General features: G+C 73.5%; 12 protein-coding genes and 1 tRNA gene. 6 read left to right on the forward strand and 7 right to left on the reverse strand.

Annotated elements, in window-relative coordinates; all coding sequences use genetic code 11:
• Positions 1–2 precede the first annotated feature (2 nt).
• Positions 3–1820 carry a tetratricopeptide repeat protein gene (locus tag RBXJA2T_RS15310; RefSeq protein WP_237704894.1) on the reverse strand — a complete coding sequence of 606 codons (1818 nt, stop codon included), beginning with the start codon at positions 1818–1820 and terminating at the stop codon, positions 3–5.
• A gap of 16 nt (positions 1821–1836) precedes the next feature.
• Here RBXJA2T_RS15310 and mutM point away from each other — a divergent pair, with 16 nt between their 5' ends.
• The 3 genes from mutM (at position 1837) to mutY (ending at position 5786) form a co-directional block, all read left to right on the forward strand.
• Positions 1837–2661, forward strand: coding sequence for a bifunctional DNA-formamidopyrimidine glycosylase/DNA-(apurinic or apyrimidinic site) lyase (gene mutM / locus RBXJA2T_RS15315; RefSeq protein ID WP_009858316.1), 825 nt, complete (start codon positions 1837–1839; stop codon positions 2659–2661).
• Positions 2662–2745: 84 nt separating this feature from the next.
• A complete protein-coding gene (locus RBXJA2T_RS15320) occupies positions 2746–4728 on the forward strand; it encodes a dynamin family protein (RefSeq protein WP_009858317.1) in 1983 nt (660 codons plus the stop codon).
• On the forward strand, positions 4728–5786 hold the full coding sequence (gene mutY, locus RBXJA2T_RS15325; RefSeq protein ID WP_009858318.1) for an A/G-specific adenine glycosylase: 1059 nt from the start codon (positions 4728–4730) through the stop codon (positions 5784–5786). Before RBXJA2T_RS15320 ends, mutY begins: the two co-directional genes overlap by 1 nt.
• On the opposite strand, the gene RBXJA2T_RS15330 is transcribed toward mutY, so the two are convergent.
• From RBXJA2T_RS15330 to RBXJA2T_RS15345, 4 genes are all read right to left on the reverse strand, one after another.
• Complete coding sequence (locus RBXJA2T_RS15330) at positions 5776–6393, reverse strand: LON peptidase substrate-binding domain-containing protein (RefSeq protein WP_037290442.1); 618 nt, start codon at positions 6391–6393, stop codon at positions 5776–5778. The genes mutY and RBXJA2T_RS15330 overlap by 11 nt on opposite strands.
• A gap of 249 nt (positions 6394–6642) precedes the next feature.
• Positions 6643–7524 (reverse strand): RNase adapter RapZ, encoded by an 882-nt coding sequence (gene rapZ, locus RBXJA2T_RS15335; protein WP_029718747.1) that lies wholly within the window; start codon positions 7522–7524, stop codon positions 6643–6645.
• Positions 7525–7633: 109 nt separating this feature from the next.
• On the reverse strand, positions 7634–9292 hold the full coding sequence (recN, locus tag RBXJA2T_RS15340; RefSeq protein ID WP_009858321.1) for a DNA repair protein RecN: 1659 nt from the start codon (positions 9290–9292) through the stop codon (positions 7634–7636).
• A gap of 2 nt (positions 9293–9294) precedes the next feature.
• Positions 9295–10170: an NAD kinase gene (locus RBXJA2T_RS15345; protein ID WP_029718748.1), complete on the reverse strand. Its 876-nt coding sequence runs from the start codon at positions 10168–10170 to the stop codon at positions 9295–9297.
• A 47-nt stretch (positions 10171–10217) separates the two neighbouring features.
• On the opposite strand from RBXJA2T_RS15345, the gene hrcA reads away from it, so the two are divergent.
• The 3 genes from hrcA to RBXJA2T_RS15360 all read left to right on the forward strand — a co-directional run bounded on the left by hrcA (position 10218) and on the right by RBXJA2T_RS15360 (position 15264).
• Positions 10218–11243, forward strand: a complete 1026-nt coding sequence (hrcA, locus tag RBXJA2T_RS15350; protein ID WP_009858323.1) for a heat-inducible transcriptional repressor HrcA — start codon at positions 10218–10220, stop codon at positions 11241–11243.
• Positions 11244–11561: 318 nt separating this feature from the next.
• Positions 11562–15167, forward strand: coding sequence for a response regulator (locus tag RBXJA2T_RS15355; RefSeq protein WP_009858324.1), 3606 nt, complete (start codon positions 11562–11564; stop codon positions 15165–15167).
• Positions 15168–15187: 20 nt separating this feature from the next.
• Positions 15188–15264 (forward strand) — tRNA-Ile (locus RBXJA2T_RS15360).
• A gap of 46 nt (positions 15265–15310) precedes the next feature.
• On the opposite strand, the gene RBXJA2T_RS19580 is transcribed toward RBXJA2T_RS15360, so the two are convergent.
• Together RBXJA2T_RS19580 and RBXJA2T_RS15370 are read right to left on the reverse strand one after the other, a co-directional pair.
• A complete protein-coding gene (locus tag RBXJA2T_RS19580; protein ID WP_138938896.1) occupies positions 15311–16105 on the reverse strand; it encodes a lysozyme inhibitor LprI family protein in 795 nt (264 codons plus the stop codon).
• Positions 16106–16169: 64 nt separating this feature from the next.
• Complete coding sequence (locus RBXJA2T_RS15370; protein WP_009858326.1) at positions 16170–17459, reverse strand: NYN domain-containing protein; 1290 nt, start codon at positions 17457–17459, stop codon at positions 16170–16172.
• Positions 17460–17540: the final 81 nt, after the last annotated feature.

The raw sequence follows: 17540 nt of genomic DNA on the forward strand, positions 1-17540 counted from the left end.
ACTCACGGCCGCACCTTCAGCCGCTTCAGGGTCTCGACCAGGACCTCGTTGTCGGCGTCGCGGCTGCGGGCCTCGGCCCAGACGCGCCGCGCCTCGTCCTGGCGGCCGTCGGCCCACAGCACCTCGCCGAGGTGGGCGGCGATCTCGGCGTCGGGGCGCGAGGCGTAGGCGCGCTGCAGCAGCTCCAGCGCCCGGGCGCGGTTGCCCAGGCGGAACTCGACCCAGCCCAGGCTGTCGGTGATGAACGGGTCGCCGGGGGCGAGTTCGAGCGCCCGGGCGATCAGGTCGCGTGCCTCGGGCAGGCGCTGGCCGCGATCGGCCAGCGAGTAGCCCAGCGCGTTGTAGGCGTGCGCGTTGTCGGGCTTGAGCTCGATGACGCGGCGCAGCAGGCGCTCCATCTCGTCGATGCGGCCGAGCTTCTCGGCCAGCATCGACTGTTCGTAGAGCAGTTCGGGGTCGTCGGGCTGCAGCTTCAGTGCCTGGCCCATCACCTCGTAGGCCTCCTTCCAGCGCTTGACGCCGCGCAGCATCGACGCCTCGGCGTCGAGCCGGGCGCGCAGGTCCTTCGGCTCGCTGCCGGGCATGGCCAGCAGCAGCCGGCGCGCGTCGTCGACGCGGCCCTGGCGCGCGAGCATCGACGCCCGCCGGGTCTGGACCTCCAGCGCACGCTCGGGGGCGTCGACACGCGCCAGCCAGCGCTCGGCGGCGGCGTAGTCGCCACGCTGCTCGGCCGAGGCCGCCAGCATCAGCCAGGCCTGGACGCGGCCCTGGGCCGGCGCGTGCGAGCGGTCGTCTTCGCCGCCGCCGCTGGCGGCAGCGCTCGCGGCCGACGCCGGCGCCGCGGCGGGTTCGGTCAGCTCCAGGTAGCGGCGCAGCGCGGCCTCGCCCTGGGCGGCGTGCCGGAGCTCCAGGTGCAGCGCGCCCAGCGTCAGATAGGGCGGCGCGAGATCGGGCTTGCGCCGGGTGACGGTTTCGAGCTGGCGCAGCGCCTCGGCATAACGCTGCGTGCTGGTCAGCGCCCGCGCGTACAGCAGCAGCAGCGCCGGCTCGGCGTCGGGGCGGGCGGCGTAGTCGGTGACGATGGGCTCGGCCTCGGGCCGGCTGGGCAGCAGCTCCAGTGCCAGCAGCACCGGCGCCTGCGCCGCCGGGTCGGCGGCATGCGCCTGGCGCGCCAGCTCGAGCGCGCGCGTGCCGTCGCCTGCGGTCAGCCGCGCGCGGCCGATCGCGATCTGTGCGGCCACCCGCGTCGCCGGGGTCTCCAGGTACGGTGCGAGCACCTCCTCGACGAGCCGGGCGCCGCGCGCCGGGTCGGCCGCACGCTGCAGGAAACCCGGCACCGCGGCGATGATGCCGCTGCGCTCGGCCGGGGTCGCGGCCGCCAGCAGCGCGCGCAACGGTTCGGCGGCCTGGTCCAGGCGGTTCATCGCCGACAGGATCTGCAGCTCGGTGCGCAGCGCCTCTTGCGAACGCGGCAGCGCCGTGCGCCAGGCGCGTGTGGCGGTCAGCGCCTCCTCGCCGGCCCGGGCCTGCAGCGCGATCTCGACCGCGCGGCGGAACAGCAGCTCGTCACGGCTGCGCCGCGCGGCGTCGAGGATCACCTGGTAGGCGGCTCCCGGCTGGCCTTGGCGGGCCTCGATCTCGCCGATCAGCAGCTGGTAGAACAGCGGCGCGTCGAGGGCCGAGTTGCGCACCTCGGGTGGCGCCGGGGGCGATGTGGCGACGGCCCCCTGGGCCCAGGCAGAGACGGCGGCGAAGGCCAGCGCGGCGGCCAGCGGACGGGCGCCGCGGCGACGCGCGGCGACAAGGGAACGGCAAGGCATCTCGACATAATGCCGCATGCCCGAATTGCCCGAAGTCGAAGTCACGCGCAGGGGCATCGACGAGCCGCTGCGTGGTGCCGAGGTCTTGGCGGTGCGCCTGGGCAAGGCCTTGCGCTGGCCGCTGGGCGTCGCGCCGCAGGCCCTGCTCGGCGCCCGCGTGCTGCCGGTGCAGCGGCGCGGCAAGTACCTCTGGCTGCCGCTGCTCGGCGGCTGCGGCGGCGGGCTGCTGCTGCACCTGGGCATGTCCGGCTCGCTGGCGCTGCACCCGGCCGCGCCGGCGCCCGGCCCGCACGACCACTTCGACCTCGTCACCTCGCACGGCACGCTGCGCCTGACCGACCCACGGCGCTTCGGTGCCGTCGTCTGGTCGCCGTCCACCGCCGACCCGCCGGCGGCGACGCTGCTGGCCGCGCTCGGCGCCGAGCCGTTTGACGCCACGCTCACGCCGCAGTCCTTCCATGCCGCGCTGCAGCGCCATCGCACGCCGATCAAGGCGATGCTGCTGTCCGGGCGCATCGTCGTCGGCGCCGGCAACATCTACGCCTGCGAGGCGCTGCATCAGGCCGGCATCCACCCGGCGACGCCGTGCCGGCGCATCGGCCCGCTGCGTGCGGCGCGGCTGCTGCAGGCGCTGCGCGAGACGCTGGCGCAGGCGATCGAGCTGGGCGGCTCGACGCTGCGCGACTTCCGCGATGCCCACGGCATGAACGGCGAGTTCCAGCACCATGCCCGGGTCTACGGCCGTGCCGGCGAACCCTGCCCGCGCTGCGGCGCCGCGGTGCGGCGTGTCGTGCAGGCGCAGCGCGCCACCTATTTCTGCGCCGCCTGCCAGCGTCCCTGAACGCGACGGATTGCGCAGCTTGTTTCCTTGACGCGGCGCCGCGCGCCCGGGCGCGCGGAGGGCTGCGCTAGCATCGGCCGCGCCATGAAGAGTTCCCTGGTCTCGACGCTCGACTCCCTGGCCGCATGGCGGCAGGACGTCGACCGCCGCGTGGCCGTGTTCGCGCGTTTCCTGGCCGATCACGAACTGGCCGACGCGGCGCAGACCGAGCTGCTGGCCACGCTGCGCGAACGGCTGGCGGCCGAGCGCGTGGTGCTGGCCTTCGTGGCCGAGTTCTCGCGCGGCAAGTCGGAGCTGATCAACGCGATCTTCTTCGCGGCGGCCGGCCGCCGCGTGATGCCGGCGACTCCCGGGCGCACGACGATGTGCCCGGTCGAGCTGTTCCACGACCCGGCGCAGCCGCCGCGGCTGTCGCTGCTGCCGATCGAGACCCGGCTGGCCGGCCTGTCGCTGGCCGAGCTGCGCCGCCGCGACGAGGCCTGGCAGTCGCTGCCGCTGGATCCGCAGGACCCGGAGCAGCTCGCCGCCACGCTGGCAGCGGTGACGCGCTCGCGCCGCGTCACCGTTGGCGAGGCGCGTGCGCTGGGCTTCTGGCACGACGAGCGCCCCGAGGACAACCCGCCGCTGCTGGCCGACGGCCAGGTCGAGGTGCCGGCCTGGCGCCACGCGCTGATCAACTTCCCGCACGCGCTGCTGTCGCGCGGGCTGGTCGTGCTCGACACGCCGGGCCTCAACGCGATCGGCGCCGAGCCCGAGCTGACGCTGTCGCTGCTGCCGTCGGCGCATGCCTGCGTGTTCGTGCTCGCGGCCGACGCCGGCGTCACGCGTTCGGACCTCGCGATCTGGCGCGAGCACCTGGGCAGCGACGGGCTCGAACGGTTCGTCGTGCTCAACAAGATCGACACGCTGGCCGATCCGCTGGCCGAGCCGGCCGTCGTCGCGGCGCAGATCGAGCGCCAGCGCGACGCCAGCGCCGCCTCGCTCGGCGTGGCGCGTTCGCGTGTCTTTCCGCTGTCGGCGCGCGAGGCGCTGGCCGCGCGCGTGGCCGGCGACGCCGCGGCGCTGGAGCGCAGCCGCCTGCCGGCGCTGGAGTCGGCGCTGACCGCCGAGCTGATCCCGCGCCAGCACGAGGTGCTGGCCCAGGCGGCGGCCGGCTGCGCGCAGCAGATGCGCAGCGCCGCGTCGCGCCGCCTCGCCGACCGCCGCCGCCAGCTCGCCGAGCAGTTGCTGGAGCTGCGCGGCCTGCGCGGCAAGAGCGCCGCCAAGGTGCGGCTGATGCTCGACCGTGTCGAGGCCGAGTCGGCCGAGTTCGACGGCTGCGTCAAGCGCCTGGCGGCGCTGCGGCTGGTGCAGACGCGCCAGCTCGGCGCGCTGCTCGACCGCCTGGGCAGCGACGCGCTGCGCACCGAGGTCTCGGCGATGCTGTCGGCCATCGGCGGGCGGGCTTTCACCGCCGGCGCGCGCGAGAGCTTCGCGACGCTGTTCAAGCGCCTGCGCGCCACGCTCGGCGACGCCAGCGCACGCACCGACGAGATGCGGCGCATGCTGGACTCCAGCTTCGTGCAGCTCAACGCCGAACACGGTTTCGCCTTCGCGCTGCAGCCGCCGCCGCTGCTCAACGCCTACGTCGACCAGCTCGACCAGCTCGAGCAGAACTACGGCCGCTACCTCGGTCTGGCCCAGGGCTGGCGCATGGCGATGCCGGGCTCGGCCGAGCAGTTCCGGCGCATGCTGCTGGCCAAGCTGCGCGTCGTCTTCGAGCGCGCTGCGCATGACGTCGAGGTCTGGAGCCAGTCGCAGTCGGCGCAGGTCGACGAGCAGCTGCGCGAGCGCCGCCGGGGCTTCCGCCGGCGCCGTGAGGCGCTGGTGCGCATCCAGTCGGCCGCCGGCGAGCTCGAGGGGCGCATTGCCGAGGTCGAGCAGCAGGACCAGCACCTGGTCGCGCTGCAGGTCGGGCTGGACCGCGTCGTCGCCGACCTGGTGGCCGCGGCGCGCGACGCCGAGGGCCTCGAGCGGGCGCCCGTCGAGGCGTCCGCGGCCGCGCCGCTGGCCCGCGACGCCGCCTGATGCCCGACACCACGATCGCCGCGCGCGTCGTGCGCTGGCAGCGCACGCACGGCCGCCACACGCTGCCGTGGCAGAACACGCGCGACCCGTACCGCATCTGGCTGTCCGAGGTGATGCTGCAGCAGACCCAGGTGGCGACGGTGCTCGGCTACTACGAACGTTTCCTGCAGCGCTTTCCCGACGTCGCCGCGCTCGCCGCCGCGCCGCTGGACGAGGTGCTGGCGCTGTGGAGCGGGCTGGGCTACTACAGCCGCGCGCGCAACCTGCACCGCTGCGCGCAGGCCGTCGTCGCCGAACACGGCGGGCGTTTCCCGCCCGACGCCGCGACGCTGGCGACGCTGCCCGGCATCGGCCGCTCGACCGCCGCGGCGATCGCCGCTTTCGCCTACGGCGAGCGCGCCGCGATCCTCGACGGCAACGTCAAGCGCGTGCTGACGCGCGCGATCGGCTTCGGCGGCGACCTGGCACGCCCGGCCGAGGAGCGGGCGCTGTGGCGCCAAGCCGAGGCGCTGCTGCCCGAGCAGGACATCGAGCGCTACACGCAAGGCCTGATGGACCTGGGCGCGACCGTCTGCCTGGCGCGCCGGCCGCAGTGCCTGCTGTGCCCGCTGGCCGAGGTCTGTGTCGCGCGCACCGAAGGCGCGCCCGAACGCTATCCGGTGAAGACGCGCACGCTGCGCCGCGGCCGGCGCCGCCACGCGCTGCTGTGGCTGAGCCGGGGCGACGCGGTCTGGCTGGTGCAGCGCCCCGACAGCGGCGTCTGGGCCGGGCTCTGGAGCCTGCCCGAATACGAGTCGGCCGAGGATCTGGAGGCGCTCGTCGCCGGCTGGCCGGGGCAGGGCGCGTGGCTGGCCCCGTTCGTGCACGTGCTGACGCACCTGGACTGGACCTTGGAGCCGCTGCGCTGGACGCTGCCGCCGGCGCTGGCCGCCGAGCCGGGCGCCGTCGAAGCCGTGCTGCCGGCCGGGCGCTGGTTCACGCGTGCCGAGGCGCTGGCCGCCGGGCTGCCGGCGCCGGTGCGGCGCCTGCTCGAAGCCGACGCGGTGCTCAGCCGATGACGATCGACTTGTCGCGCAGGTAGCCGTCGACGATCGACAGCCGGATCACCGGATCTTCGAGTTCCATCAGCTTCTGCTTGGCCGACAGCGGCACCGGCAGCAGCTCGCACCAGCGGTTGGCCACCCAGCCGGCGTCGTCGAAGCGGTAGGGCTCGGCAAACGGCTGGTGGCCCTGTTCGTCGAGCTTGCGGATCGCCTCCTGCAGCGCCTGCACCGTCGGCTGCATCGCCTCGCCCGGCGCACGCAGCGCGTCGGCAGCGATGTCCTCGACCTCGCAGGTCCAGAGCCCGTCGGGCTGCTGCGCCGGGGTGCCGGCGAGGCGGAAGCGTTCCAGCCCGGTGCCACGCACGCGCAGCAGCCCGGGGCCGTCGGCGTCGACCTCGTCGAGCCGCACGACGACACCGACCCTTTCGAGCTTCACGCCCTGCGCCGCGGTGCCGGTCTCGCGCCCCTGCTGCAGGCAAACGATGCCGAAGCCCGTGCCTTCACGCAGACAGCGTGCGACGAGGTCCAGGTAACGCGCCTCGAAGACCTTCAGCCCGACCAGCCCGCCGGGAAAGAGCACGGCCTGCAGCGGGAACAGCGGCATCAGTCCCGTTGGGCTCATCGACAACCCCTCGCCTGTTGGCCTGCGGAGGTCTTCCCCCCGGGGACAGCTCGCCACTGGCGGGCAGGGGGAGCGCCCGTGGCATACGGGCCGGATCCGATCCGGGTCTCCCGGTCGGATTCGGAGCCCCTTTGGGGCTGAGCCCGGACGAAGACAGTCCGGAGGACTGTCTGCGCCTGGCGAAGAGCCCGCCGTCCCCGGCCGGCGCGCCCTGCAAGGGCGGCCGCCAGGCGGCCGGGGGCCGTCATTTCATCCACGGGCGTCGAGCTCGCGATGGCGGATCAAGGTGGCCTGGCGGCCTTCGAAGCGCCGGGCCAGCTGCTCGACGCCGTAGACCGAGCGGTGCTGGCCGCCGGTGCAGCCCAGCGCGACCGTCAGGTAGCTGCGCTGGTTGTCCTCGAAGGCCGGCAGCCAGCGTTCGATGAAGGTGGCGATCTGCTCGAGCATCTCGCCGGCATCGGTTTGCGCCCGCAGGTAGGCGGCCACCGGCTCGTCGCGGCCGGTCAGCGCACGCAGCTCGCGCACGTAGTACGGGTTGGGCAGCGCACGCAGGTCGAAGACGAAGTCGGCGTCAAGCGGCACGCCCTGCTTGAAGGCGAAGCTCTCGAAGACCAGCGTCAGCGCCGACTCGCGTGCGCCGGCCAGCCCGCGCACCCAGGCACGCAGCACCCCGGGGCGCAGCTGGCTGGTGTCGATGACGGTGGACTTCTCGCGCAGCCCCGCCAGCAGCTCGCGTTCGAGCTCGATCGCCTCGACCAGCGCGCGCGCGGCGTCGTTGCCGGCCGGCACCGAGGACAGCGGGTGCGGCCGGCGGGTCTCGGAGAAGCGCCGCACCAGCGCGTCGGTGCTGGCGTCCAGGAACAGCGAACGAACCTTCAGCCCTTCGGCGCGCAGCTCGTCGATCAGCGGCAGCAGCAGCGGCAGCGAACCGACGGTGCGCACGTCCACCGCGACGGCCACGCGCCGCGTCCAGCGGCCGTGCTCCAGGCGGATGAACTCGCGCAGCAGCTCCGGCGGCAGGTTGTCGACGCAGAAGTAGCCGGCATCCTCGAGCGCGTGCAGGGCGATCGACTTGCCCGAGCCGGAGATCCCGGTGACGAGGAAGATCTCGTTGCCGCTGCCGTCGGGCAGCGGCGCCCATTCGCTGGGCGGCGGGTCGACGAATCCGCTCACTGGAACTCCCTTCGGCCTGCGGCCGCTGCGGCCCGGCAGGAACGAGCCCGCGGCAGGTCCCGAGGGCTCATCGTGCGTTCCCTGCCAGCATCGCCTCGGCGTGGGCGCGGCTGGTGCTGGTCAGGCGTTCGCCGCCGAGCATGCGCGCGACCTCGGCCACGCGGGCCTCGCCGGCCACCGGCCGCACCTCGCTGACCGTGGCCTGGCCCTGCAGCGCCTTGGCGACGACGAAATGATGGTCGGCGCAGGCCGCGACCTGCGCCAGGTGGGTCACGGCCAGCACCTGCGTCGTGCCGCCGAGCTGCTTCATCAGCCGCCCGACGCTGTCGGCCACGGCGCCGCCGACACCGGCGTCGATCTCGTCGAAGATCAGCGTCTGCGCGCCGTCGCCGGGCGCGTTGGCGGCCGTGGTAACGGCGATCGCCAGCGCCAGCCGCGACAGCTCGCCGCCCGAGGCGACCTTGGCGATCGCGCGCGGCGTGCTGCCGGCGTGGCCGGCGACACGCAGCTCGACGTTCTCCAGCCCGTAGGCCTGCGGTTCGTCCTGCGGCAGCAGCGCGACCTCGAAACGCCCGCCGGCCATGCCCAGCTGCTGCATCGCCTGCGTCACCGCGTCGGCGAGTTTGGGCGCGGCCTTGGCGCGGGCGCGGCTGATCTTCTTCGCCTCGTCGCGCCAGGCGCGTTCGGCTTCGGCGGCGGCCCGTTCGAGGCCGTCGAGGTCGGCGGCGGCGTCGAGCGCCGCGAGTTCGGCCTTCCAGCCGGCCAGCAGCGCCGGCAGCTCGATCGGCTGGCGGCGGTAGCGCCGCGCCAGCGAGACCCAGGCCCCCAGGCGGGCGTCCAGGTCGGCCAGGCGTTCGGGGTCCGGTTCGCGGCGGCCGAGGTAGCTGCCCAGCGTGTGCGCGGCGTCTTCCAGCTGCGCCTGGGCGCCGCGCAGCACCTCGACGACCGAGGCCAGCTCGGCGTCGTAGCGCTGCACCTCCTCCAGTGCGTCGATGGCACGCGCGATCAGCGCATCGGCCGAGGGTTCACCTTCGGCGGTGGCGTCCAGCGCCGCGCGGGCGCCGTCGAGCAGCGCCTGGCCGTGCGCCAGCCGCTGGTGCTCGGCGTTCAGCTCCTCCCACTCGTGTTCGCCCGGCGCGAGCTTGTCGAGCTCGCCGATCTGCCAGGCCAGGCGCTCGCGTTCACGCTCCAGCGTGTCGCGCTGCGCGCGGGCGGCGTCCAGCGCGCCCAGCGCCTGGCGCCAGGCGGCCCAGCGGGCGGCCAGCGGGCGGGTGTCGGCGCCGGCCTGGGCGTCGAGCAGCGCGCGCACCGCGGCCGGCCGCGTCAGGCTCTGCCAGGCGTGCTGGCCGTGGATGTCGACGAGATGGTCGGCGGCTTCGCGCAGCTGCGTCACGGTGGCCGGGCTGCCGTTGATCCACGCCCGGCTCTTGCCCTGGGCGTCGATCGTGCGGCGCAGCAGCAGCGTCGGCTCGGCGGCGAAGCCGGCCTCGTCCAGCCAGGCGGCCAGCGAGGGCGGGGCGTCGAATTCGGCGGCCACTTCGGCACGCGCCGCGCCTTCGCGCACCAGCGTGGCGTCGCCGCGTGCGCCCAGCGCCAGCTGCAGCGCGTCGATCAGGATGGACTTGCCGGCACCGGTCTCGCCGGTGAGCACGCTGAAGCCGGCGTCCAGCTCGATCTCCAGGCGTTCGACGATGACGACGTCGCGAAGAGAAAGTCGGCGGAGCATCTCTAGACCACGCCTTCGTACCAGCGGAGTTTTCGACGCAACGTCGCGTAGTAGCTCCAGCCGCGCGGATGAAGAAAACGCACCTTGTAGGCCGAGCGCCGCACCTGCACGCAGTCGCCGTGCTGCAGGCTGGCCAGGCTGTGCATGTCGAAGTGCGCCGAGGCGTCGCGCCCGGCGACCAGCGTGATGCGCACCGTCGCGCTGTCGGGCAGCACGATCGGCCGGTTGGACAGCGTGTGCGAGGCGATCGGCGCGAACACCAGCCCGGCGATGCCGGGGTGCAGGATCGGCCCGCCGGCGGACAGCGCGTAGGCGGTGGAGCCGGTCGGCGTGGCGATGATCAGGCCGTCGCAGCGCAGGTTGGCGACGAAGTCGTCGTCGACGTCGACCCGCAGCTCGACCATGCTGGCCGTGACGCCGCGCGCCACCACCACGTCGTTCAGCGACAGCGCCTCGTGGATCGGCTGGCCGTCGCGGAAGACCTGGCCTTCGAGCATCGAGCGATGCTCTTCCTCGTAGTCGCCGGCGATCAGCGTCGCGAGCGCCTCCTTGTACTGGCCCACCGGCACGTCGGTGATGAAACCCAGCCGGCCCTGGTTGATGCCGACCAGCGGCAGGTTGTGGCGCGAGAACTCGCGCGCGATGCCGAGCATCGTGCCGTCGCCGCCGACGACGACGGCGAAGTCGCAGTGTTCGCCCAGCGACTGCGCGTCGTGGGCGCCGAACTCGGCGATGCCGGTGGCCTCGGCGGTCTCGCGCTCGAAGGACACCGCGACGTCCTGCTGCTGCAGGAAACGCGCAAGCTCCAGCAGCACCGGGGCGATGCCCTGTGCCTGGTACTTTCCGACGATCGCGGCATGGCGGAACGGGGCCGGCATGCGGCGCATTACACCATAGGGAAAACTGCTCCCTACAATCCGAAACCATGCTCGACGACCGCGCCAAGACGCTGCTGAAAGCCCTCGTGGAGCGCTACATCGCCGACGGCCAGCCGGTGGGGTCGCGCACGCTGTCGCGCGCCTCCGGGCTGGACCTGTCGCCGGCGACGATCCGCAACGTGATGGCCGACCTGGAAGAGCTCGGCCTGATCGCCAGCCCGCACACCAGCGCCGGCCGCATCCCGACGGCACGCGGCTACCGGCTGTTCGTCGACACGATGCTCACCGCACGCCCGATCGACCTGCAGACCGTCGCCCCGGAGCTGGCCGCCGCGCGCGAGCAGCTGCATCCCGACCAGCCGCAGCGTGTCATCGCCCAGGCGGCTTCGCTGCTGTCCAACCTGTCGAGCTTCGTCGGCGTCGTCAGCGCGCCGCGCAAGGCCGGGCTGATCCACCACATCGAGTTCCTGCGCCTGGGCGAGCGCCGCGTGCTGGTGATCCTCGTCGCGCCCGACGGCGACGTTCAGAACCGCGTCATCTTCACCGCCCGCGACTACACCCAGGCCGAGCTGATCGAGGCCACCAACTTCCTCAACGCCCACTACACCGGGCTGGCGATCGAGGAGGTGCGCGAGCGCCTGAAACACGAGGTCGACGCGCTGCGCGGCGAGATCGCCCAGCTGATGCAGGCCGCGGTGCAGGCCGGCGAGGAGCTGGCCGGGCGCAGCGAGAACGTCGTCGTCTCCGGCGAGCACAACCTGCTGGGCGTGCAGGACCTGGGCCACGACATGGTCGGGCTGCGCCGGCTGTTCGACGTCTTCGAGCAGAAGACCGAGCTGATGCGGCTGCTCGACGTCAGCAGCCGGGCCGAGGGGGTGCGCATCTACATCGGCGGCGAGAGCCAGGTCGTGCCGTTCGAGGAGCTGTCGGTCGTCACCGCCCCCTACGAGGTGGACGGGCGCATCGTCGGCACGCTGGGTGTCATCGGCCCGACGCGCATGGCCTACGACCGCATGATCCGCATCGTCGACATCACCGCCCGGCTGGTGGGCAATGCGCTGTCCTCGCGCTGAGCGCGCGTCACGCAGACGGCCCGCGCGTGAGGGATTGCCGGCCCGGCGTTGAGATTTTTCAGCCCCGTGGGGGGCGGCCGATACACGCTGCAACGTGGTGGCCGTTATAAACCGCATGGCACCGCGTGCAGCGTAGGCGCGGTCGCCATCCACTCCGGTGCGGACCAGGCGCGACAGACGCCGTCCGCAGGCCAGTCTGGCGGGGGCGATCACCCGGTCTCCGCCACGGGAGTTCGGTTGTTCGTTCGCGTTCGTCGTCTCACGGAGCCTCGGTGCCCTGCGGTCTTCCATCCGCCCCGGTTCGCGCATGTCCTGGCGATGCTCGTGTTCGCCTTTGTCGCCGCCGGCAACGCGCTGGCGCAGGACCGCGTGCTGCGCGTCATCAGCGACGAGAACTACCCGCCGTTCCTGTTCCGTGACGCCGACGGCCAGGTCCAGGGCTATCTGGTCGACTACTGGAAACTCTGGCAGCGCCGCACCGGCGTGCGCGTCGAGCTGATCGCCACCGGCTGGGTCGAGGCCCAGCGGCGTGTGCAGGCCGGCGAGGCCGACGTCATCGACCTGATCTACCGCACCCCGGCGCGCGAGGCGATTTACGACTTCTCCTCGCCGCACGCGCAGCTGCCGGTCAACATCTACAGCCACGTCGGGCTGAGCGGGGTGAACAGCGTCGCCACGCTGAAGGGTCTGCCGGTGGGGGTGCAGGCGGGTGACGCCTGCATCGACAAGCTGCACGAGCACGGCATCGACTCGCTCGTCGAGTACGCCAACTACGACGCGCTGATCGCCGGCGCCAAGCGCGCCGAGGTGCGCCTGTTCTGTCTCGACCAGGCCCCGGCCAACTTCTACCTCTACAAGTTCGGCGCCGAACGCGAGTTCAAGCGTGCGTTCCAGCTCTACACCGGGCAGTTCCACCGCGCCGTGCGCAAGGGCGACAGCGCGACGCTGGCGCTGGTCGACCGGGGCGTCGCGGCGATCTCGCCCGAGGAGGACGAGGCGCTGCGCATCGCCTGGTTCGGCGAGCCGCTGCGCGGTGCGTCCTACGTCGACCAGCTGTGGTGGATCGCCCCCGGCGTGCTGGCGCTGGGCGGGGCGCTGCTGCTGTGGAACGTCTCGCTGCGCCGGCGCGTGGCCGGGCGCACCGCCGAGCTGCAGGACGCGCTGGGCGAGCTGCGCAACGCGCACGCGGTCGCCGAGTCGGTGCGCGCCAACCTGGCCGCGACGCTGTCGGCCATCCCCGACCTGCTGTTCGAGTTCGACGCCCAGGGCCGATACCTGGACGTCTATTCCGGCGGCAGCAGCACCCGGCTGCTGTACCGGGACTCCGACGAGATCATCGGCCGCCGCGTCGGCGAGGTCCTGCCCGCCGACGCCGCGGCGATCGTGCTGGAGTCGATCTCCGTGGCGCTGCGCGACGGTGCGGATTACGGCCGGACGATGGAGCTCGACATCGGCGGCCAGCCGCACTGGTTCGAGCTGTCGACCACGCGCAAGGCCACCGGCCACGTGCTGACCCTGTCGCGCGACATCACCCGGCGCCGCGCCGCCGAGGAGGCGCTGCTGCAGGCCCGCGAACGCGAGGTCATCGCCGAACGCGACCGCCGCCTGCGGGCGCTGAGCGACGCTGCGCCGCTGCCGATGCTGTACCTGCGCGGCGAGGTCGTCGAGTCGAGCAACGTCGCCTTCCGCGAGCTGTTCGGTGTCGACGAGCACGAACTCGGCAGCTTCGACGCCTGGTGGCGCCTGGTCTGCCCGGACGACGCCGCGCGCGAGGCGATGCAGCGCGCCTGGCGCGAGGCGGTCGAACGCGCGGCCCGCGAAGGCGGGCGCGTGCACGAGATCGAGTGCCGCGTGCGCGTGCGCGGCGGCCTCGACCTGGTGCTGCTGGCCGGTGGCCAGCAACTGGGCGACGGCATGGTCGTCACGCTCGCCGACATCACGCCGCTCAAGCGTGCCCAGGAGCTCGCCGAGGCCGCCAGCGCCGCCAAGAGTGCCTTCCTGGCGACGATGAGCCACGAGATCCGCACGCCGATGAACGCGATCATCGGCATGACCGCGCTGGCGCTGAACACCGAGCTCAGCCCGCGCCAGCGCGACTACCTGCAGAAGATCCAGTCCGCCGGCCGCAGCCTGCTGGCGACGATCAACGACATCCTCGACTTCTCCAAGATCGAGGCCGGCAAGCTCGAGATCGAGCGGCGCGAGTTCGACCTCGAGGAGGTCGTCGGCGAGGTCTGCGACCAGCTCGCCGCGCGTGCCGCAGCCAAGGGGCTGGAATTCGTCGTCGACCTCGGCCCCGAGGTGCCCCGCCGTCTCGTCGGCGACCCGCTGCGTCTGGGCCAGGTGCTGCTCAACCTGTGCGGCAACGCGGTGAAGTTCACCGAGCAGGGCGGCGTCTGCGTGCGCCTGCGCGTGCAGCGCCAGACCGAGGGCCAGGTGCTGCTGCGCTGCGCCGTGCAGGACAGCGGCATCGGGCTTGGCGAGGAGCAGCGCTCGCGCCTGTTCCAGAGCTTCCAGCAGGCCGACAGCTCGATCACGCGGCGCTACGGCGGCACCGGCCTGGGCCTGGTGATCGCCAAGCGCCTGGTGGAACTGCAGGGCGGCGAGATCGGCGTCGACAGCCAGCCCGGCGTGGGCTCGACGTTCTGGTTCACCGTCCACCTGGGTGTCGGCGCCGGGCGCGGCGCTCGCAACTGGGGCGACACCGCGCTGCGCGGCCGGCATGCGCTGGTGGCCGACGCCCATCCGCGGTCGCGCGAGGTGCTGGTGGCGATGCTGCGCGGCTTCGGGCTGCACGTCGCCGTCGCCGACGACTGGCCGCCAGCGGCCGCGATGCTGCAGGAGAGCGATGCCGAGGGCCAGGGTTTCGACGTCGCCGTCGTCGATCCGCGGCTCGCCGGCGGTGCGGCGCCCGAGGCGTTGCTGCAGCCCCTGGCGCTGGCGCGGCCGCCTCGGCTGGTGCTGGTGGCCGGCCCCGAGGGCGACCTCGACGTCGCCGAGACGCCGACGCTGGCGCTGCTGCGCCAGCCGATGACGCCGTCCCGGCTGCTCGACGCGCTGATGCGCCTGCTGGTGGCGCCGCGGCCCGAGCTGCCGCCGGCCGCCGCGCTGCCCGGTCCGGCCGCCGCCCCCGCGTCGCTGGCCGGGCGCCGCGTGCTGCTGGCCGAGGACAACGAGCTCAACCAGCAGGTGGCCGTCGAGCTGCTGTCCGAGCTGGGCCTGGTCGTCGACGTCGTCGACAACGGGCGCACGGCGGTCGAGCGGGTGCGCGAGCGCCGCTACGACCTCGTGCTGATGGACATGCAGATGCCCGAGATGGACGGCCTGAGCGCCACGCGCGCGATCCGGGCGTTGCCCGGCGCCGCCCGGCTGCCGATCGTCGCGATGACCGCCAACGCGATGGTCGACGACGTCCAGCGCTGCCTCAGCGCCGGCATGGACGGCCACATCGCCAAGCCCATCGACCCGCGCCGGCTGGCCAGCCAGCTGCAGGGCTGCCTGGAGCGTGGCGCCGAGCCGGTGCCGGCCGTGGTCGCGCCGCCGTCGCCGGCCCCCGCTCCACCCGATCCGGGCGTGCTCGACATCGAGACCGGCCTGCGGCTGGCCGGCGGCCGGCGCGGGCTGTACGAGCGTCTGCTGCGCCGGTTTGCCGACAGCCGCGGCACGATTGCCGGCCGCGTCGGCGAGGCGCTCGCCGGCGGCGACCTGGCGGCGGCGCGCCTGGCCGCGCACACGCTCAAGGGCGGCGCAGCGCAGATCGGCGCGGCGGCCGTCAGCGCGCTGGCCGCGGTGCTGGAGCAGTCGATCCGGGCCGGCGTGCCGCTGGAGCAGCTGCAGGCCCAGCAGGCCGAGCTGGAGCGCGCGCTGGCGGCGCTCGACGACGCCGTGCGCGCCGCGCTGCCGGCGCCCGACGAGGGCTCCTAGAATCGCCGTCTTTTCGCGCGGGGCCGTTAGCTCAGTCGGTTAGAGCAGAGGACTCATAATCCTTTGGTCCGGGGTTCGAGCCCCCGACGGCCTACCAACACCTGCCGGCTGCAGGGCCGCGGCCTCGGCACAGGGCACAGGTCTCACCTCGCCGCCGTCGCGCCGACCGGCACCAGGTACAGCTCGCTCGGTTTGTCCAGCAGCCAGCTGCTGAAGACGAAGCTGCAGCGGATCTCCTCGCCCAGCGGCACATCCTTCCCCAGCGTCATGCGCATCAGGCGGTAGCCCTGCCGTTCACCCCGCCGGATCGGCGCGATCGCCGGCCCGGCCTTGCGCTGCTGGAAGCTGAAGCGCGGCGCGTAGCCTTCGCGTGCGTCGGGCGGGCGGCACACGACCTCGGTGAGCGGCCCGCCGGTGAACAGGTGCCGGTGGTCGTCCGGGTCGGGATAGAACTCCCACTGCAGGGTTTGGCGCTGCGTCGCTGCCGGGATCGTCAAGCGCAGCACCCGCGTGTCGTCGATGCGCTCGATGCGCCAGGTGCTGCCCGCCGGCGCCGTCGTCCACGGGAAGGGGCCGAGGTCCGGCACCTGCGCCAGCGCTCGTGCCAGCACCGCGTTGCGGGCCGCATAGGCCGCGGCCACGCACGCGGTGTCGGCGCCGCAGGCGTTGCGCTCGCGCAGCCAGCGGCGCTGCGTGCGGCGCAGGCTGCGGTCTTCCTCCCAGCGTTGGGTCAGCGCGCTGTAGGCCGCCGCCATGCGCGCATCCGCCCGGGCCAGGTCGGGGTCGGCGCAGACCAGGCGCTCGACGGGCGTGCGCGCGCGCTGGCAGTCGAAGCCGGGTTGCGCGTCAGCGCGCGGGCCGGCGTCTTGGGCCCGGGCCGTCGCCGACAGCAGCAACAGGCCGAAGAGAGCAAGCAGCGAAGAGGGCGTGGAGTTCATCAGGGTGTGGTGTTGCGACTGTTCGAGCTTCTTGCCGAAGCAGCGGCCAGCCAAGGGGCGCCGGTCAGGCCGCTTCTTCGACCGCTTCCACCCCCACCCAGGCCCGGATCTGCGCCAGCTCGTCGGCGTCCAGCACCTTCTGCTCGCGCTCGCACAGGAACTGCATCTGGTTCACCAGCCGCGAGCCCAGCGTCGGCACGCTGTCCTGGCCCTGGCCGAAGACGTGGCCGTTGAGCTGCATGCCGCGCACCAGGAAGCTGACGTCGCGCTGGCGCACGCGCATGCCCGCCGTCTCGTGGCAGCGGCGGCAGACCTCGTGCGCGGTGGCCGCGGCCTCGAAGCCGCGTTCGGCCAGCAGCTCCGACAGCGTGCGCAACACGAGCTGCAGGTCCTGCGGCGCCAGCATCGGCGCGCCGGTCAGCGAGCACACCTCGCGCACGACGGCGAAGGTGGCACCGCGGCCGTGCCAGGGCGACTCCGCGTCCTGCTCGACGGCCGCGGCCTCGACCTCGTGGCGCGCCGGGTCGACGATGCGCCCCCCCGAACCGCTGATCCACAGCAGCCGCGCCATCCCCAGTGACCGGAAGAAGGCCTTGAACGTGCCGCCGCCGTTCCAGTTCTCCATGATGTCCGGGTGCTCCTGGCGCAGGCGCGAGGCCAGCATGCCGGCGCTCACCGGCAGCGCCGACTCGTCGACCGTGGCCCAGATGCGGGTGGCGATCAGGCCCAGTTCGTCGCCGGTGGCGGGGCGCGGCGCCTCGCGCGCCGGCTCGGGCCGCGGCGCGGCGGCGGCGCGTGCTTCGCCCGTGTCGGCCACGGCTTCTGGCGCCGGCTGCGCCAGCGCCAGCGCGTCGCGCAGGAACACCCGTTCGTCGATCAGCAGGTCGGCCGAGGCCTGGTAGGCCGCCGACGGGAAACCGATCGCCAGCACCGTGGTGCGGCGGTCGTAGCGGCGCAGCTTGCGCAGCACCGGCGTGAAGTCGGCGTCGGCCGAGAAGACGATGAACTCGTCGCAGCGGGTCTCGTGCTGCAGCAGGTCGACGATGTCCAGCACCATGTGGATGTCGGTGCTGGTCTTGCCCTGGCTGGTCACCGGCGGGCAGTCGACGATCTCGAAGCCGGCACGCAGGAAGGCGTGGCGGTAGGTCTGGTACCAGTTCGGGTTCAGGTAGCAGCGGCGCACCAGCAGCCGGCGGCGCTCGCCGTCCTCGTGCGGCTCGGGCAGTGCCAGAGCGCTGGTCAGCCAGCCGATCCATTCGGAAGGGTGACGCGCGAAACGTTCGGCGGCGTCGGGCTGCAGCTGGCGCAGCTGCGAAAACACGTTGTCGAAGTCGACGAACAGGGCGCTCTTCATGGCGGCGGGGGCTCCCGGATGCGCGGGCGGCCGGCAGGTTAGCCGATCCGCCGCCGCCTGAGGCGCCTCACGGCCCGGGCG

This window comes from Rubrivivax benzoatilyticus JA2 = ATCC BAA-35, assembly GCF_000190375.1.
GTDB classification, from domain to species: Bacteria; Pseudomonadota; Gammaproteobacteria; order Burkholderiales; family Burkholderiaceae_C; genus Rubrivivax; species Rubrivivax benzoatilyticus.